Genomic DNA, 17681 nt, shown 5'->3' on the forward strand with positions numbered 1-17681 from the left:
CTTTACAAGAGAACCAAATCATGATGAATCAAAAAAATTCCAGTCAGATTCGTTATGTAACCAATGCAGAGGGAAAAACCACAGATGTAATCATCCCGATAGAACTTTGGCAAGAGATCATGAGTTCAGTAAATTCTGATCCAGTCAGTGGTTTAGCAGTGATTGATCAACAAGAGCCAAAAACACAAATATTAGCCGATTTGCAAGAATCTTTACGGCAAGCAGCAGCAGGAGAAACCTTCCCAGTGTCAGAACTGTGGGACGATATCACAGCTTAGATTTATGGTAGAAGTTAGGTTTACAATCCCGTTCAAACGTCGTCTTAAAACTCTGGCTAAACGCTATCGCCAAATTCAAACCGATATTCAACCTATTATCGAGGAATTACAGGTTGGAAATTTTAGTGGTGATCAAATTTCGGGGATAGACTTAACTGTTTTTAAAGTTCGAGCCAGAAATACTGATATCCCTACAGGCAAAAGTGGTGGATATCGAGTTATTTATCAAGTTGTCTCACCTGAGTTAGTTTTACTTCTACTCATTTATGCAAAATCTGATCAGGCAGATGTCAGCTTAGAAGAAATTGAAGATGCAATTAACAAAATCTAACTACGAATGGGCGATCGCACTGCCAGAGTAAAGATACAACCTATTTCTGCAAGCTGATTAATAGAGAATGCGATCGCTAGCAGCCTGACCAAGCAATTATATAAAGAATGTGGCGATCGCTTCCTATGTAAAAGCTTTATTAATACCAGTTCTTAAGTAAACATCATCTTGCCAGTAAATGTATTTTTTCTTGATCATTTACCTATTCACTGTTAAACTCCCGCCTCACCGTTATCATCTGCTGCTTGCATTTGTTGTAAAACAGCTGCATAAATCTTACTATCAAAGTCAGGATCATCTACAGTTGTAATAATGTTGCGTGGGCGATCGCCGAGTCTATCTAAATAAGCTCGAAGAGCTGCCTTATCCTCACGATGTCTGAGAAAGTGTTGTCTTAACTCTTGATCTGACATAGCAGCATAGTTAACTTGACTCATCAGAACACCTCTCCATTTGGTGTAATCTGGAACTCTAGATTTTCAGTATTTCCAGCCAAAACATACAGATTATTTGTTCGCTCATCAATACAGACAAGATGTATAGGCTGAAACAGAATATACGTTAGCCAATAACTAAAACGATATAAACCTCTTAGTTGAGCATCAGTAGGCATTTAAGTCGCTCACTCCACACGCTTTTGATTTTAGCATTTGCCTTCTAGAACACTAGAATCAATTCTGTATAAGTAGTTGCGTAAAATTAAATTCATTCGTGGAGAGAGGGAACAGGTTACAGAAAAACAATATGTGTAATTAATTTTGTTTAGGTACTTAGTTAAATTTACTGAACTAGCAACCAAAAAAAAAGGAGTCTTAATTAGACTCAGAAAAAACTTAGGGGCAGACGCGTGTCCACCCCTATAAAAATCAGGTGACACCGAAGAAAATAACTAAACCCAAAACTGCCCCAAATATGATGAGGGCGTAAAATTGAGCGCGACCATTCTCTAGGTATTTGAGACCTTCACCACTGACGAGGGTGAAAAAGCCTGTGAGGTTAACTGCACCATCAACAACGCGGAAGTCTACTTCCATGACTTGTCTAGCTAGGCGACGTAAACCTAGGACAAAAACACGGTGGTAAATGTCATCGAAATACCACTTGTTGAGGGAGAGTTCGTAGAGTGGCTTGATTTTAGCAGCGATCGCAGCTGGATCAATCTTACGCTGCAAGTACATCAAAGAAGCCAAGGTAATCCCAATTAAGGAAATACCAACTGAACCACCTGCCATGATGTAAAACTCATGGGGGTCAAACTCGGCGGCTTTTTCGATAATTTCCGCCAAGCTTTCATTAGGTGAGAAAATGAACCGCTCAAAGTAATTGTTGTAGGGTGTACCTACTAAACCAATCACCATTGAAGGCACAGCCAACACTAACAATGGTAAGGTCATTGTCCACGGCGATTCATGGGGTGAATCACTGTGATGACCATGACTATCATGATGACCATCTGTGGCGGCTAATTCGCCTTTTTTCATTGCCCCAGGGCCAAAATTAACGGCGGGTGCGGCTGATTCCATCTCCAGAACAGTTGATGCTGCTTTTTTGAGCTTGTCTTTGATTTTCGCGTCATTTCCTCGGAATTTACCTTCAAATGTCGAGAAATACATTCTAAACATATAAAAAGCAGTAATCCCAGCAGTCATCCAGCCGATAAACCACAGCAGAGGGTTAGCGGCGTAGGCTGCACCGAGAATTTCGTCTTTTGACCAGAAACCAGCAAAGGGAGGAATCCCAGAAATTGCCAAACAACCAATCAAAAAGGTGAGTCCGGTAGCCGGCATATATTTCCTCAGTCCGCCCATTAAGCGCATATCCTGGGCTAAAACTGGGTCATGACCAACTACCCCTTCCATCCCGTGAATCACTGAACCAGAACCGAGGAACAGCATCGCCTTGAAATAGGCGTGGGTCATCAGGTGGAATAAACCAGCTGTGTAAGCACCTACCCCCATCGCCATCACCATGTAGCCTAATTGGGAGACGGTGGAGTAAGCCAAACCCTTTTTGATGTCGTTTTGGGTAATAGCAATAGTAGCCCCCAAAAATGCTGTAAATGCCCCTGTAAAGGCAATTACATTCATGGCGGCTGGGACGTGTTCAAATACAGGATACATCCGGGCAATCAGGAATACCCCGGCTGCCACCATTGTGGCGGCGTGAATTAAAGCAGAAATGGGAGTGGGGCCTTCCATCGCGTCCGGTAGCCAGACGTGGAGCGGAAATTGGGCGGACTTAGCGACAGGGCCGAGGAAGACTAGAATTGCAAACAGAACTGCCAGGAAATTGCTCAATGAGCCTGTTTCTACCAGTGCTGCTAGGCGATCGCCCATAATATTGAAATCGAAGCTGCCTGTAGCCCAAAACAAGCCCAGAATGCCCAGTAGTAAACCGAAGTCTCCTACACGGTTGGTGACAAATGCCTTTTGACAAGCATCTGCTGCTGATTTGCGATCGTACCAAAAGCCCACCAGCAAGTAGGAACACATCCCCACTAGTTCCCAGAAAATATAAATCTGGACTAAGTTAGGGCTGACTACTAAACCCAACATTGAAGAGCCGAACAAGCTCAGGTATGAGTAAAACCTCACATATCCTGGGTCATGAGCCATGTAGCCATCAGTGTAGATCATGACTAGCAAGGCTACCGTTGTCACAATCACCAGCATCAGGGCTGTGAGATTGTCGATAGTGTAGCCCATGCTCAGGTGGAAATTACCTGCTGCTGCCCATTCCAGGGTACGGAGATAGGTTGCGTGTCCTTGTAGTTGACTCCAAAGGAGAGCGATAGACATACCCATCGCCGCGCCCATCAGGGAAATGATCAACACAGCATTTAGCTGACGCAGGCGGTTTGTCGTCTGATTGAACGAAATTAAGCCTAGACCAACTAGCATTGCCCCCAAAAGTGGCAACACAGGAATCAGCCAGGCGTATTGATAGATTACTTCCATCACTGACGCGTACTTTTAGGATTTTTGACTAACTTTGGACTTTACTGTACAGTTCTTGCCGCCAGCAACTATCCATGTCGAACTGTTAACAATTGTGACACACACCCTAGATGATAAAATACCCCACTCGAACACTTTTGAGCAGGGTCGTTAAGCATGGTTTTAGATTTCGGGATTGGGGATTGGGGATTGGGGACTGGAGGCAGGGGGCAGGGAGCAAGGGAGCAGGGGGAGTGTGGGGAGAGAGGGGAGTGTGGGGAGTGTGGGGGGAAAGATTTCTTCTCCTTCTTCCCCATCCTCCCACACCTCCCACACCTCCCACACCTCCCACACCCTGCCCTGACAAGGTTTCAGCTTAACAAGCGTGCTATTCCCCAATACCCAATGCCCCATGCCCAATGCCCCATGCCCAATACCCAATACCCAAATTATGCTAAATACAATTCTAAGTCTGATGTTTTAGAGCTAGTGTAAGCGGTGGGACGGTTAATGTAGTTGAGTTTAATGTCCTCTAAAGCTAGACGGAGGTCGTCTCTACCACGAAAACCTTCTAGACGATGCCGAATCATGCCATTTTCAATTAGCAGTAAGGTTGGCAGCGACTTGAGGCGATAGGTGTTAGATAGCTTGAAATTTTCATCAGCGTTAACCCCAACTAACTTAATCTGATCTCCACATTGAACTTGAAATTGCAGCAGTAAGGGGTGGATAATGCGACATAATCCACACCAAGGTGCTTCAAAATTGACTAAAACAGGAACTGAAGATTCTAAAACTTCTTGAGTAAATGTCCGCTCACTAACCGACAACACCATGATGCCTCTAGAATTATAGGTTTTTATTATCAAACTAGCTATCAGCAGAAGAAGTTAGCAAGCTAGTCAACGCTTCTTAGCAGCTATTTTTCAAAATTGTTGTTGTTTTTGACGCAAAAGTCAGCACGATTTTAACGAGAAAAATTTGCTTATTCAAGTCTTGGCAACTTCTTGGCAAAAGGGTGTTTTGAGTGGTGTGATGTATACTCCCAAACAAACTTGATTCCTGACTGACTTACCCATACACGAACATCAAAACCAATGACTGCACCCTGACTAACAGCTATTTCAATTCATCCTACATTGATTTGGTAGCAATTGATCAGGGGATTTTTTTTCTAGGTTACTATTTTTTGGCAAATTGGGGATCAGCTAAAACTACCAACTTACCCTACTAGTGGCCATAATTAACAAGGGATGCGCCCACCAAAGTATGCCTACGAAAATCGCAACACCTAAATAAGCAGGACGAATAAATTCCTGCCATTTTAGAGATTGACGACCATCAATAACTGCTACAAAGGGCAGGATAGAGGTACGCTGTTTGACAGTTTCAAAGGCTTCACCATAGCGGTGGTGTAAACGGCGATCGCCATGCCATACCCCAAATAAATGATGCAATACTAAGCCCAGGGATGTCACTAGGGTAAAGCTAGTACCCAACCATAAAGTATGAGCGATACACCAAATTATTTGCCCCACCATCTGCGGGTGACGGGTAATCCTGATAATCCCCGTCTCATAGAGATGGACTTGGGGCTTTTGAATAGCAGCAATTTCTAGTAGATTGAAGGTAGCAGGATACAAAAATAAAAATGAAATCGCTGACAATACCCAAACTGTCGCTTTTACACCTGGTAAACCCTGTACCTGCCAAAGTTGCCAGCCATCATAACGATGATTAAAAAAGTAAGTAATGACTATGACAGCCAACGGTAGACTAATTAATGCGAAAATAATGCGATAAAGCCTTGGCCCGATACGCTTTTCTGCCCAAGGCCGCAAAGCAGCCCCCCCACTGTGGGCGATCGCAAAAATTAACAATAACCCCAGCATCACCAAATGACTCGGAGCTAACCCAGGATTGACCATCATCATAAACAGGTAAAGTAATTTAAAGAAAAGTTAACTCTATACAACCAATACCACAAAGTATTCAACAGGGGACTTGCATCAAAATGTTGTGGTACTGTCCTTTTCAAGTCAAGCCTCTAAATTCCAAATGTAATCAATTGTGTCTATCATGATTGATTACCAAAGTTGCTCCTTTCAACGTTTGTGGGTTGAGCCTTATGTCTGACCTTCCATTCACTTTAGATCAGTTACGTATTCTCAAAGCGATCGCTGTAGAAGGGAGCTTCAAGCGCGCTGCTGATAGTCTTTATGTCTCCCAACCTGCTGTGAGTTTGCAAGTCCAGAACCTAGAGAGACAGTTGGATGTCCCTCTATTTGACCGTGGGGGACGGCGCGCCCAATTAACCGAAGCAGGGCATCTACTATTGAGCTACGGGGAAAAAATTCTCAGTTTATGTCAAGAAACTTGCAGGGCAATTGAGGATTTACAAAATCTCCAAGGTGGTACTTTAATCGTTGGTGCTTCTCAAACTACTGGGACTTATCTATTACCAAAAATGATCGGAATGTTTCGCCAAAAATATCCCGATGTCGCAGTTCAATTACACGTCCACTCAACCCGCCGCACCGCTTGGAGTGTAGCCAATGGACAGGTAGATTTGGCAATTATTGGCGGTGAAGTCCCCGCAGAACTAGCGGAATCATTAGAAATGATCCCCTACGCTGAAGATGAGTTGGCACTAATTCTACCTGTGTTCCATCCCTTTGCCAAACAAGAATCGATTCAAAAAGAAGACTTATATAAACTGCAATTCATTAGCTTAGACTCCCAATCAACTATTCGCAAAGTCATCGATCAGGTGCTAACTCGCTGCGAACTGGATACGAGGAGATTTAAAGTAGAAATGGAACTAAATTCGATTGAAGCCATTAAAAATGCTGTACAGTCTGGTTTAGGTGCTGCGTTTGTATCCACTAGTGCGATCGCTAAAGAATTACAGATGGGTGTACTCCAGCGCACCCCCATTGATGGTGTTGTTGTTAAAAGGACACTATGGTTAATCTTTAACCCTAATCGCTATAGATCCAAAGCCGCAGAAGCTTTCAGTCAAGAAATATTACCCCAGTTTGCTACCCCTGAATGGCATCAGAATATTTTGGACTTGTCACAAAGAAAACTCATGGTCACTCCCTTAGAAGCTGTCTTACCAACTGCCGATAACGAAAGTTAATCTGGAATTATTGATTGTTGGTTGTAGAATAAATAACCTTGACGAAGAAAGGCAGAGGGCAGAGGGCAGAGGGCAGAGGGCAGAGGGCAGAAGGGAAGAACAATGCTTGTTGGGTTCAAGCCCCGCCTATGAGTGGGCAATTAACATTTTTTCGGGAAAGGTTCAAGCCCCAACGCCAGGTTCTCTCAAGTCGGGAAACCATGCACGGCAGTCACTCATGGAGGAAACCCCCTGTTCTGCACACTACCTCACCACACAACTGGCTTTCCCTTGTGGGTAGCTTTTCCTCCTCCTGCCTCCTACCTTCTTTTGACTACCAGTAACAGGGAACAATCCCCCCATTTTGATCAAAACTAGCATCAGCAATGTTGTGATTGTCTTGGGGAGTACGTCAACACAAAAATACAATGCAAGTCTACTGTACTCGTCCAGCGTGTCCACGGCCAGAAAATTATTGTCCCGACTTAGACGATACGACAATTAGGACTACACCACAAAAATACTGTACTAGCTGCGGTATGCCGTTGATGCTAGACGGTCGATATGTACCCGTAAAATTACTCGGAAGGGGAGGGTTTGGTTCAGCCTTTCTCGCCCATGACCGTCGATTCCCAGGGATGCGTCCCTGTGTAGTCAAACTGTTTCAACCTCCCAGCAATTTCACCCCAGAACAACTAGAAATAGCCGAAAATTTATTTGAAAGAGAAGCTAATGTCCTGGCTTATATAGGCGAAGAACATGATCAAATACCCAAGTTGTTCGCCTTTTTTCCTATGCTTGTTCCCAGTTTACAACCTGGACAGCAAGACCAATTTTTTTACTTGGTACAGGAATATATTGATGGGCAAAATTTAGAGGAAGAATTAGTCCAAAATGGTCAACTTTCGGAACAGCAAGCTTTAGAATTACTGCAAGAAATCCTCAAAATCCTCAAATTTATTCATGAGAAACAAATCATTCACCGCGATATTAAACCTTCTAATATTATGCGTCGCCGTGATGGCAAACTGTTTCTGTTAGATTTTGGGGCAGTTAAACAAGTTACAGCTGTCTCAGCCTTTGGTGCTGGCTCTTCCACAGGTATTTATACCGTAGGCTTTGCAGCACCTGAGCAAATAGCAGGAAATCAAGTGTTTCCATCTACAGACTTATATGCTTTAGCCGCCACTACTCTTAACTTGCTCACAGGTCAAGAACCGACGAGACTCGTTGATCCTTATAGTAATAAGTGGATATGGCGAGAGCAAGTCAATGTTAATCGTCATCTGGGTTATATCTTAGATAAAATGCTCTTACCAGCAGCCAAGCAGCGTTTTCAATCGGCAGATGAAGTATTGGCGGCTATTGCTGAGTATGTAACACCTCCAAAAGTCCCACAAAATCCCCCCACCCCACCGATACAACCTCTTTCCAATTTTTCTATCTGGGAATTATTAGGCGGTGCTGGTTTTAGTGGGTTTGAGGGCGCATTGATGGCGATCGCTCTTTTCCGTCTGACTCAATCACCAATCATTACTTTATTGGTGGTATGTGTAATTTTGGGGTTACTGATATTTGCTCAAACTAAACGGCAGATTAAACAATTACATTTATTAGTTATTGCCGCAATTAGTTTTGTGGTTGTGCTATTTATTCCAGGAATTAATTTATTAGAACTTGTATTCACATCAGTAGCAGGGGCTTTGTTGGCGATCGCTTCTACAGCCCTATTTCGTCTCATTTATAAATTACTATCTCAGTTCATTTAACAAATGTTTAACAATAACCCCGTTTTCTTTGATAACTAAAGGTTCTCAGCCTCTAAATTTAAAAAAATTATCATCTGTGATTGTGGTATAAAAAGATAAACTAAGTAAAATTACCAAAATAATTTAACCAATTAAAACTCGTTCATGTCACAAAAGAATGAAACTACGGTTTTAGTAATATCTCTGCTAACCACGGTAGCAATTATGGGCGGAGGTGGTTGGGTTTATACTCAGTATATAAGGGGCAATACTAGTGACACTCCCTCCACTTCCACACCTCCCAAAACCCTAACCATCGCAGACAGAATCAGTTTTGGTGAAAAATCTTTAATTACTAATGAAATTAGTCCTGAAAAACAAGCAGGGATAAATGCGATCGCCAATCGCAATTATAGTCAAGCTATCAATAATTTAGAATCATCTGTTAGACTCAAGCCTAACGATCCAGAGGCATTAATTTATTTAAATAATGCTCGTATTGGTTCTGCTCCCAGCTACACCATTGTTGTTTCTGCACCGATAAATCCTAACCCCAAGCCAAATGAGCCAGATCCTGGGTTAGAAATTTTAAGGGGTGTTGCTCAAGCTCAAAATGAAATTAATGCGGCTGAGAAAATTCAAGGCGTATTTCTAAAAGTTGGGATAGCAAACGATGATAACAAGCCAGATGTAGCGCAAGAAGTTGCTAATAACTTAGTCAATAATTCCCAAGTTTTAGGTGTTGTGGGACATTTTGGTAGTGATACTACAATAGCCGCAGGCAATATTTATAATAGTGGGAAACTGGTAGCCATTTCTCCCACAAGTACTTCTGTCGAAATTTCTAAATCTGGCCCCTATGTTTTCCGCACAGTTCCCAGTGATTTAATAGCTGGGAGAGCCTTAGCTGATTACATGGTAAATAGCTTGAAAAAAACAAAAGCAGTAGTTTTTTTTAATGCTCAGAGTAACTATAGCAAGTCATTAAAAGATAATTTTTTCAACCCTCTGATTTCACAGGGTGGAGAGGTAATTGAAGAATTTGATGTTTCTGATAAGAATTTTAATGCGGCTCAAAGCGTACAAAGGGCTAGTGAACAAGGAGCAGAGGTGTTAATGTTAGCCGCTAACACTGCCACTTTAAGCCAAGCTTTAGAAGTAGTTAAAAACAACAATAAAAGGCTAATTCTTCTGGGAGGAGATAGCTTTTATTCTAAAAGAATTTTAGAAGAAGGTAATGCTCAAGCTGAAGGCATGGTAGTGGCTGCTCCCTGGCATATTGACGGCGATCCCCAATCTACTTTTCCACGGCGATCGCGGGATTTATGGCGGGGGGATGTTAGCTGGCGGACAGCCCTGTCTTATGATGCTACAGTAGCTTTGATCGCTGCCCTCAAACGTAATCCTACACGTTCTGGTGTGCAAGAAGCCCTGTCAAACCGGAATTTTTCTGCAAATGGGGCTTCTGGTGTAATTCGCTTTTTCCCTTCAGGCGATCGCAATGCTTCAGTCCAACTCGTGAGAGTAGTTCCTGGTTCTCGCTCTGGAACTGGGTATGACTTTGAACCAGTTAGGTAATTGCTTGATAGTTGTTGATATTACTCGTTTTTTACCAAGAGATAGGGTTGTTAATTTGCCATCTACTTTGGTTGATCTTGGTCTGTGGGGTGAATTTAGGGATTCTAAATCACTCCCCACTTATACCAAATTATGAATCTAGGCTTGCAATCCAAAATCCAAAATCCAAAATCCAAAATCCAAAATTGGTATCACTCCTCAAATAACTCCGTTTTTAGCTTTATATCCCTACTTGCCCGATGACACAATCTGTTTGTGGTGGTCAAACAGATTGGTTTGACTGAGCAGTAAGTGAATATGCTGGCGGCGACTTACTGCTAACTTATCGGGGGTAGGAACTAATTCACTCAAGTTGACCGTTCATGCACCGACATCTGCTAAACAGAGCGGCAGTTCCTCACCGTAGATGCCCTCACGATGGTGAATCAGGCTTTCTTAGCTGGCTCTATTAATCGACTCTGCTGGCAGGCAAATCAGATTATCGCCTTGGGTAAGAATTAAGCCACGTTGACGGAGCTTACCCATCAGGCGGGTAACAGTGACGCGAGTTGAACCAATCGCGCTACCGATTTGGGCATGGGTAAGGGGGAAAGGTAGGCAATACCCACGAATTACATCGGGATCTGTCTCACTCATCGCAGGTTCTCCATATTCCTCAATCAACAAAGTGAGGAATCCGAGCAGTCTGTCAATTGTACGGCGTTGTCCCAAAGCACTCAGCCACAAAAGTTTACGCTGGTGCTGGTATCTGAAAGCATCCATAACTTCACGACGGAAGTGAGGCCAGTTATCTAGATCGTGCCAGTACATCCATAACACTGCTGTTTGATCAACGTGAGCGTAAGCTTGCAGCGTGAATGGTGACTGCGCCACGATTTCAAATGGCTGTCCTGCGCCAACAAAACCTAAGAAAGCTTCTTCTGGTGTTCTGTTGATGCGTCGAGAAGTTAACTGACTCGCAGTAGCACTTACTTGGGCAGTTCCTACCATGCGGATCGCACCCCTTTGCACCAAATACAGCAATCCAGGACGGGCTGGAATGCGCTCATCTTTGCTAAAGGTGCGGCAGCGATAGTGTTCCTGCGCCCAGTCAAGAATACGTTGCCAAGTCAGAAAAGGGCGTGATGCCTCAGAAAAAGAAGATGGAGATTGCATAGGTAACAAAGAGCGTTCGGCTGAAGACAAAGACGACATAAATAAGGTGCAAGGAGTGTCTTTGTGTTTGTTGAAGTAGGCCTAACGCCTAACAGCGTCAGCCATCCAAAAAGTAGAGAGCAAATTTGCGCCCTACTATTTTGTTATACTTCTTACTGTACAATGATGGTAGTAAAGTTTACATATTATTCATCTAATATTTATGAAATTTTATGCTAATCTCATTTTTCTTTGTTTAGAAAAATTTTATCTCTAAAGGCTGATGACGGTTACTCCAGTGTTTTCAACGACAAAGTCTCTGAGGAAAATATCAGTGTCATAGATTCTACTAGTGAGTAAAAATACTGCTATTAAAGAGTTAATATACAGCTACTTGCTGAACGGACTGAACTTTTATCTTTCTCAAAGGGATAAAAATTACATAATCAATAGCAAAATACCTGTACATCAAGGTAGAGATATCAATCGAGTTTTGTATATTTCTGGTGTGGCATTGCAGCTAGCAAAATCTCATAATTCAGGATCTGGGGAGATAGCGCGGGCGATCGCATCCCACATATCAAATAACTGTGGTGAAGCATTGTTGATAGGAATAATTCCCCCAGGTTGGATTCACATCGAATTAACACATGGTTTGCTAGCAGCTTGGTTGCAAAGTATCGCCATTGGGGAATCCAACAGTAGTTTAAATTTCCTCGGTATCAAGTCATCACTTCCAGATAAATGTGAAAGAGTAAAAAGTCACAATCCGTCACGTTTATTTAAAATTCAATATGCCCATGCGCGTTGTTATTCGTTGATATTACTAGCTGGTCGTGAAGGATTGATAAAGTTGAAAGAACCACTATCCGCAGGTAACGAAAGCTGCCATTTGGGAAGTTTGGTAGTCACAGAAGCATTACCTTGGCTCAATAGCGATCGCCAATTACGCCTGCATCACCCAGCCGAGAAACATTTAATTATGGAATTAGTCAAAGCTGTAGATGAATTAGAGTGTGCTGAGGATGGGGGCAAAGTCAATTGGGAAAAAATTGCATGGGATTTAAGTCAAGCTTTTGAGAGTTTTTGGAGTCAATGCCGGATTTGGGGTGAAGTGAAAACTAACTCACCAGAACTCGCTCAAGCCAGATTGGGATTAGTTATGGCTACTCAATGTGTTTTAAGGGTGTTGCTGACAGTTAAATTAGGGGTTACTGCTTCAGTGGAGTTGTGAAGGGGGCAGGGGGCAGGGGAGCAGGGAGCAGGGGAGACAAGGGGAGACAAGGGAGAAACATCCCATGCCCAATTCCCGATGCCCTAATATTCCTTAATTTTGAATTTTGAATTGATACGCCCATCTTTGGGGATCAAAACTTTTATAACTAACTATTGACGGATTTATTGACCTCAGTTATAGTAACTGGTGTGTGAGGAGCGAACCAGCAAGAACACCGAGACGAAACACGGCCAGTCGTCGGTGTTCTTTCTGATTTTGGGGGTTTTTAGATTAATCTAAAGTTTTTTGACCGTTTCAAGTGAGTAAAAATTTTTCAATCGCTGTTGCTGCTCCATCAAGCTCTACAGTAGGAGCAACCCAATTAGCGATCGCCTGCACACCATCTGGGGCATTTCCCATTGCTACACCGATCCCCGCATACTCCAGCATTTCTAAATCATTGAAGTTATCGCCAATAGTCATGACGTTGTGGCTTTGTAAGCCTAATATTTCTTCGGCTAAGAAACGCACAGCATTACCTTTATTGACAACAGCGTTAGTTGCTTCAAAGAAGGTAGCAACGGAGGTTGTCATGTATAGTTCAGCTGGGGTGTATTGGCGGCGTAGATTTCCTAATAAGTCTTGAATTACAGATGTATCGTCACACAAGGCTAAAATCTTGGTGGGTTGATTGGAGAGAGTTTGGCGTAAATCTCCTACAGGTATGGGAGTAATGCCAGAACGTGCGGCATAGGCTTGAGTTTCTGGGGTGACTTCCCGCACATATAACTGATCATTGATGTAGAAATGGACAGAGAGGAGTGATCGCAATGCTGGCTGTTCAAAATAATCTAGTAGTTGCTCGGCAATCGCTCTAGCTACTGGTGAATGTTGATGAATCTTTTGGGTAGCTGGATCTTGAATCCATGCTCCTTGATAAGCCATGAGTGGCAAAGTAGAATTTAACTCTTGATGAAAGCGTAAAGCCGAGCGATACATTCTCCCGGTGGCGATCGCTACTGGAATCCCTTTGGCTTGAACGGCAGCGATCGCTTGTTTGACAGTTTGACTAATTGTGTTCGATTCTCCCGAAATTGTGCCGTCTATATCTACAACTAGTAACTTTATTTCTTGGGCTGGTGCGCTTTGCATAAATTCCCCAGGTTTGAACTCTCAGTTAGAGGGTATCAGACTCTAAACAATTCAACTACGTACTTAGTTATGGTCAAAAACAGGGTGTAGGGTGTCGGGGGTGGGGTGTATGGGGAAAATTGCATTGGTATTAGTAGGAGCGGGTTTATTAGCATCTCACCAATCTATCGGTAAACCGAACTGTTCTAAGATTTCCCCGTCTTGCAAAAGTGGTTGAATTTCACCGTCAATGGCGATGCGACCACCAGATAATACCAAAGCGCGTTGAGTGACTTTTCCTAGCCAATGTAATTCATGGGAAGCAATTAATATGACTTGCACTGGTAAGTTTAATAATATTTGGGCTAAATGTCGTCGCCATGCGGGATCAAGTCCAGTAGTTGGCTCATCTAAAATTAATATTGTCGGTTCTAGTGCCAAAATTGCGGCGAGGGCTACTAGTCGTCTTTGTCCCCCGGATAATTCATGGGCAGAACGGTTGGCGTAGGCTGCTAGACCAAAATCTGCTAATAATTGGCGGGCGCGATCGCTAGCTATGGCTGCTGGTACACCGTAGTTACGTGGCCCAAAGGTAATATCTTCTAAGATAGTGGGCATAAATAATTGGTCGTTGGCATCTTGAAAGCCAAAGCCGATGTATCGCCGCACTTGGGGTAAGGTTTTTGGTTCTAAAGGGATACCATTAATCAAGATTTTCCCTGATTTTGGCTGTTTCAAACCAATGAGATTTTCTAGCAAGGTACTTTTACCAGAACCAGTTGCACCCATTAACGCCACGCGATCGCCTGCATTTAAAGTAAAAGAAATGTCTTGTAAAACTGGTTGTTGGTGTGGATAAGCATACACCAAGTTTTTTACCTCAACTATGCCAGTGTGGGGATGACGGGTGGAAGTGTGGGGGTTAGAAGTTAAAGATTTCAAGATTCACAATTTAATATAGGAACTGAGGGTAAAACAAATAGCGATCGCCCAAGCCATCAGGAGAATAAAACGCTCTTTAATTCTAAATGTGAAATCTATGGGTAATTGTCCGTTGTAACCGCGAATCACCATTGCACCATAGACTCGTTCGGCTCGATCTAAACTGCGGAGATACAAAGTACCAATCATCGCTGCACTGGCGTAGCGTAACCATCCAGATGTACCATTTAGACCCCTGAGTTGTGCGCTACGCTGCATCCGTTTGACTTCGGAAAGTAATATTTCTAGATATTGCCCAGCCAGGAGTAAATTTTCTTTTATAGCCATCGGCACAGGTAAACTCTTGAGGGCAATACCGAAACTGTGGGGGGGTAGTGTTAATAAAAAACTGTTCATGACGATAAGACAGACAAGAGAACGAACTAACAGAAAACTGGCTCGTTCCCAACCCAAGGGTAATGCAACTAGAGACAAGAAAATTAACTCTGTGCCTAGCAATCCTCCCATGTGGCGAATTGGTGGACGTAGAAATGCTAGCCAAAAAATAGCGATCGCACCATATCCACCCAACCAATACCAAGCATGATGCTTTAATAAAGCTGTCCCGACAACAATCACTAGAGATAGATGCAAACGTAACGGCAAAGCCATAGTCAATTCAAAATTAAAGAATTTTGGGCATTGGGCATCGGGCATCGGGCATTGGGCAGAAAAATTCAAAATTCAAAATACCCTGCGGGAAGGCTTGCGCCTACAAAATTGAAGAGTTTTACTCCCCCTGCTCCCTTGCTCCCTGCTCCCCTGCCCCCTGCTCCCTTGTCTCCCTTGTCTCCCCCTGCACCCTGCCCCCTGCCCCCTGCCTCCTACCCCCCAATTAAGCATTCTTCGGGCGTACTACCTTAGCAATCCCAAAAGCCACGGCAAAACAAACCGCCGCACCCAAAAGCCCAGCGATACTTGTACCAATCAAACCTAAACCTTCAATTCCATAGTCTGCTAAGGGTGTGGGTACAGCTATTCTTACTTGTTCGGCTAAGTTAATAAAGCCCATATCTTCTGCTACCTTTTCTAAGCCATCAGGCCAGGCTGAGGCTACCAGTGAGAGTACACCAGCCACTAAGACTATGCTAACGACAGGAACTACCCATCCGCGCATCTGTTCCTGTTCCCCTGGTAGTAAATCTGGTCTGGCTGTAGCGAGGTAAGTCAACACGCCGCCTGTAATTAAACCTTCGCCCACACCAATCAAAATATGAACGCCAGCCATTGCAGGTAAAACAGCTATGGATGCAGTTCCAGACAGCAGTAATTCAATTGCACAAGCTACGGCTGCTACTACTACGCTCACAGCAGCCGCTATCCCAGCCGCTAAGGGTAAACGCCCTTTAGAACCTCCTAAGAGTCTTTGTAAAGTTTGGGTCAATATCCAACCTACCCAAACTCCAATGACTGCCATGTTGAAGATATTTGCTCCCAAAGCTGTAATTCCACCGTCAGCAAATAATACAGCTTGGATAATTAAAACTGTGGCGATGCAAAGCATTCCCGCCCAAGGACTACCCAAGATAATCGCCGCTAACGTTCCCCCTAGTAAGTGACCACTTGTGCCGCCGGCAACGGGGAAATTAATCATCTGCGCCGCAAAAATAAAGGCAGTAGTTAACCCCAGTATAGGAGCGCGTCGGATACCGAATGCTTGTTGCGATCGCTCACAGGCAACAAACAGTGCTACGAAACTCGCTAAACCAGTAGCACCAGCCACCGGTACAGAAACAAATCCATCAGGTATGTGCATAATATGCCCTGTATCAAATGTATTTTTACCAAGCCTGGTTGGGGCTTTGTGTGGGGTGTAGGGTGTGGGGTGTGGGGAAATAGACCATCTCTACACCCCATTGTTAACTCACAATATAAATCGTGTGATTTTAGGCATCAAAGTAATACAAAACAATATTTTTTACTGATTTTCAATGCCCTATTGGGGGATTTTATCCTGTTACCTGGGGGAGATAAGCAATAAAATAAACATCAAATAATGTATTTGTTTAGCAAGTTATTAATTTTTATTTACTTTGCTCGCAAAATGATTATTAATTAGTTAGTTATTTGAATGAATTAGGACTTACACAACTGGCATTATTTTTTATTTTTGAATTGTTAATACCAATTCTCTATGAAGTTGCTTCAAATAAATGATGTAGAGACGTTGCATGCAACGTCTCTACAGTACAGAATAAAGTGCATCTATGGCTACGCCAGGCAAGCTACATCAAAAAACGGTATAAGTAGGGTGTGTGACGCTCTTAAAGTATTTGAACGTAGTTATAAGACTTATAGCTTTACGCACCAACCATCAATTGTCACACTTGCATAAGTTCTATAAATTAATAAAATTTTTCTTTATAGAATAAACACAGTAGTTAAATTAATAAATTTAAAATTTTTTGACGAAGCTGTTGTAAAACTAAATCGTCTGGGATTCTACCGTCAGCAAATAATGTTTCATAGATGAGGGGTAAACCTAACTGTAGCTGTTCGAGAATCTCACGTTGAGCAAGTAAATCCTGTGGTTGTCCTTCTAAAACTAATTGGCCTTTATCCATGACAAAAATCCAGTCAGCCCAACTATAAACAAAATCTAAATCATGGGTAGCCATCAGTATAGTTGTACCGCCTGTATGAATTTTTTTGAGGATAGCGATTAAGTTACGAGTTTGGGGTCTATCTAGATAAGCTGTTGGTTCATCTAGTAATAGTAATTCTGGCTGTAATACCATAACATCAGCTAGAGAAACCCGCTTTTTCTGCCCTAAACTTAAATGATGTACTGGTTTTTCTGCTAATTCAGTTAATTCAAATTCAATTAAAGCTTGTTCTACCCTTCGTTGAATTTCTATTTTTGGTAATCCTAAATTACATAACCCATAGGAAATATCTTCTTCAACGGTAGAGGCTACTAATTGTTGTTCTGGATTTTGAAATATTAGCCCAATTTTTTGGCGCAAGTTCATCAAAAAACGACGGTTATATTGTAAAGGCTGACCTTGCCAAGATATTAACCCTTTTTGGGGTTTATATAGACCGTTAGCTAATAAAAATAGTGTAGTTTTACCGCAACCATTTTTACCAATTAAGGCACATTTTTTTCCTGATGGAATCCGTAGGGTGATGCCATGCAATGCTGGTTGTTGTGTACCAGAATAACTATAGTGTACCTGCTGGAACTCCAGTAATGATTGCTGCATAATCTGATCAGGTTGGTTTTA

Annotated in this window: 19 protein-coding genes; 7 read left to right on the forward strand and 12 right to left on the reverse strand. The window is 42.7% G+C overall.

Annotated elements, in window-relative coordinates:
- The first annotated feature begins 20 nt into the window (after positions 1–20).
- Together ACPZ3T_RS23985 and ACPZ3T_RS23990 are read left to right on the forward strand one after the other, a co-directional pair.
- Entirely contained in the window at positions 21–278 is a 258-nt protein-coding gene (locus tag ACPZ3T_RS23985; protein WP_490271948.1) for a hypothetical protein, read from the forward strand.
- A 4-nt stretch (positions 279–282) separates the two neighbouring features.
- Positions 283–609 (forward strand): type II toxin-antitoxin system RelE family toxin, encoded by a 327-nt coding sequence (locus ACPZ3T_RS23990; RefSeq protein WP_490271949.1) that lies wholly within the window; start codon positions 283–285, stop codon positions 607–609.
- Between the two features lie 212 nt (positions 610–821).
- On the opposite strand, the gene ACPZ3T_RS23995 is transcribed toward ACPZ3T_RS23990, so the two are convergent.
- From ACPZ3T_RS23995 to ACPZ3T_RS24005, 3 genes are all read right to left on the reverse strand, one after another.
- A complete protein-coding gene (locus ACPZ3T_RS23995; RefSeq protein WP_490271950.1) occupies positions 822–1046 on the reverse strand; it encodes a DUF6887 family protein in 225 nt (74 codons plus the stop codon).
- Positions 1046–1222 carry a DUF6888 family protein gene (locus tag ACPZ3T_RS24000; RefSeq protein ID WP_490271951.1) on the reverse strand — a complete coding sequence of 59 codons (177 nt, stop codon included), beginning with the start codon at positions 1220–1222 and terminating at the stop codon, positions 1046–1048. Before ACPZ3T_RS24000 ends, ACPZ3T_RS23995 begins: the two co-directional genes overlap by 1 nt.
- A gap of 253 nt (positions 1223–1475) precedes the next feature.
- Complete coding sequence (locus tag ACPZ3T_RS24005) at positions 1476–3566, reverse strand: NAD(P)H-quinone oxidoreductase subunit 5 (RefSeq protein WP_490277347.1); 2091 nt, start codon at positions 3564–3566, stop codon at positions 1476–1478.
- A gap of 156 nt (positions 3567–3722) precedes the next feature.
- On the opposite strand from ACPZ3T_RS24005, the gene ACPZ3T_RS24010 reads away from it, so the two are divergent.
- Complete coding sequence (locus ACPZ3T_RS24010) at positions 3723–4040, forward strand: hypothetical protein (RefSeq protein WP_490271952.1); 318 nt, start codon at positions 3723–3725, stop codon at positions 4038–4040.
- On the opposite strand, the gene ACPZ3T_RS24015 is transcribed toward ACPZ3T_RS24010, so the two are convergent.
- Positions 3995–4381: a thioredoxin family protein gene (locus tag ACPZ3T_RS24015; RefSeq protein WP_490277348.1), complete on the reverse strand. Its 387-nt coding sequence runs from the start codon at positions 4379–4381 to the stop codon at positions 3995–3997. The two genes, ACPZ3T_RS24010 and ACPZ3T_RS24015, sit on opposite strands and share 46 nt — an antisense overlap.
- A 378-nt stretch (positions 4382–4759) precedes the next feature.
- Positions 4760–5476 (reverse strand): NnrU family protein, encoded by a 717-nt coding sequence (locus ACPZ3T_RS24020; RefSeq protein WP_490277349.1) that lies wholly within the window; start codon positions 5474–5476, stop codon positions 4760–4762.
- 197 nt (positions 5477–5673) lie between these two features.
- On the opposite strand from ACPZ3T_RS24020, the gene ACPZ3T_RS24025 reads away from it, so the two are divergent.
- The 3 genes from ACPZ3T_RS24025 (at position 5674) to ACPZ3T_RS24035 (ending at position 9992) form a co-directional block, all read left to right on the forward strand.
- Positions 5674–6687 carry a LysR family transcriptional regulator gene (locus ACPZ3T_RS24025; protein WP_490271953.1) on the forward strand — a complete coding sequence of 338 codons (1014 nt, stop codon included), beginning with the start codon at positions 5674–5676 and terminating at the stop codon, positions 6685–6687.
- A 407-nt stretch (positions 6688–7094) separates the two neighbouring features.
- Positions 7095–8435 (forward strand): protein kinase domain-containing protein, encoded by a 1341-nt coding sequence (locus ACPZ3T_RS24030; protein ID WP_490271954.1) that lies wholly within the window; start codon positions 7095–7097, stop codon positions 8433–8435.
- Between the two features lie 144 nt (positions 8436–8579).
- Positions 8580–9992 (forward strand): ABC transporter substrate-binding protein, encoded by a 1413-nt coding sequence (locus tag ACPZ3T_RS24035; RefSeq protein ID WP_490271955.1) that lies wholly within the window; start codon positions 8580–8582, stop codon positions 9990–9992.
- A gap of 435 nt (positions 9993–10427) precedes the next feature.
- Here ACPZ3T_RS24035 and ACPZ3T_RS24040 read toward each other — a convergent pair whose 3' ends face one another.
- Positions 10428–11186 carry a Crp/Fnr family transcriptional regulator gene (locus tag ACPZ3T_RS24040; protein WP_015137174.1) on the reverse strand — a complete coding sequence of 253 codons (759 nt, stop codon included), beginning with the start codon at positions 11184–11186 and terminating at the stop codon, positions 10428–10430.
- A 292-nt stretch (positions 11187–11478) separates the two neighbouring features.
- Here ACPZ3T_RS24040 and ACPZ3T_RS24045 point away from each other — a divergent pair, with 292 nt between their 5' ends.
- Positions 11479–12360, forward strand: coding sequence for a DALR anticodon-binding domain-containing protein (locus tag ACPZ3T_RS24045; RefSeq protein WP_490271956.1), 882 nt, complete (start codon positions 11479–11481; stop codon positions 12358–12360).
- A 297-nt stretch (positions 12361–12657) separates the two neighbouring features.
- Here the strand turns inward: ACPZ3T_RS24045 and ACPZ3T_RS24050 are convergent, their stop codons facing one another.
- From ACPZ3T_RS24050 to ACPZ3T_RS24075, 6 genes are all read right to left on the reverse strand, one after another.
- Positions 12658–13494, reverse strand: a complete 837-nt coding sequence (locus ACPZ3T_RS24050) for a Cof-type HAD-IIB family hydrolase (RefSeq protein WP_490271957.1) — start codon at positions 13492–13494, stop codon at positions 12658–12660.
- A gap of 156 nt (positions 13495–13650) precedes the next feature.
- Positions 13651–14415: an energy-coupling factor ABC transporter ATP-binding protein gene (locus ACPZ3T_RS24055; protein WP_490271958.1), complete on the reverse strand. Its 765-nt coding sequence runs from the start codon at positions 14413–14415 to the stop codon at positions 13651–13653.
- 3 nt (positions 14416–14418) lie between these two features.
- On the reverse strand, positions 14419–15066 hold the full coding sequence (locus tag ACPZ3T_RS24060; RefSeq protein WP_490277350.1) for an energy-coupling factor transporter transmembrane component T family protein: 648 nt from the start codon (positions 15064–15066) through the stop codon (positions 14419–14421).
- A 72-nt stretch (positions 15067–15138) separates the two neighbouring features.
- Positions 15139–15297 (reverse strand): hypothetical protein, encoded by a 159-nt coding sequence (locus ACPZ3T_RS24065; RefSeq protein ID WP_490271959.1) that lies wholly within the window; start codon positions 15295–15297, stop codon positions 15139–15141.
- The gene (locus tag ACPZ3T_RS24070; protein ID WP_490271960.1) at positions 15290–16210 is read right to left on the reverse strand and encodes an energy-coupling factor ABC transporter permease; all 921 of its coding nucleotides are present in this window, start codon (positions 16208–16210) and stop codon (positions 15290–15292) included. Before ACPZ3T_RS24070 ends, ACPZ3T_RS24065 begins: the two co-directional genes overlap by 8 nt.
- 625 nt (positions 16211–16835) lie before the next feature.
- Positions 16836–17660, reverse strand: coding sequence for an energy-coupling factor ABC transporter ATP-binding protein (locus tag ACPZ3T_RS24075; RefSeq protein ID WP_490271961.1), 825 nt, complete (start codon positions 17658–17660; stop codon positions 16836–16838).
- Between the last annotated feature and the right edge of the window lie 21 nt (positions 17661–17681).

Source organism: Aliinostoc maniaoense, from assembly GCF_058172895.1.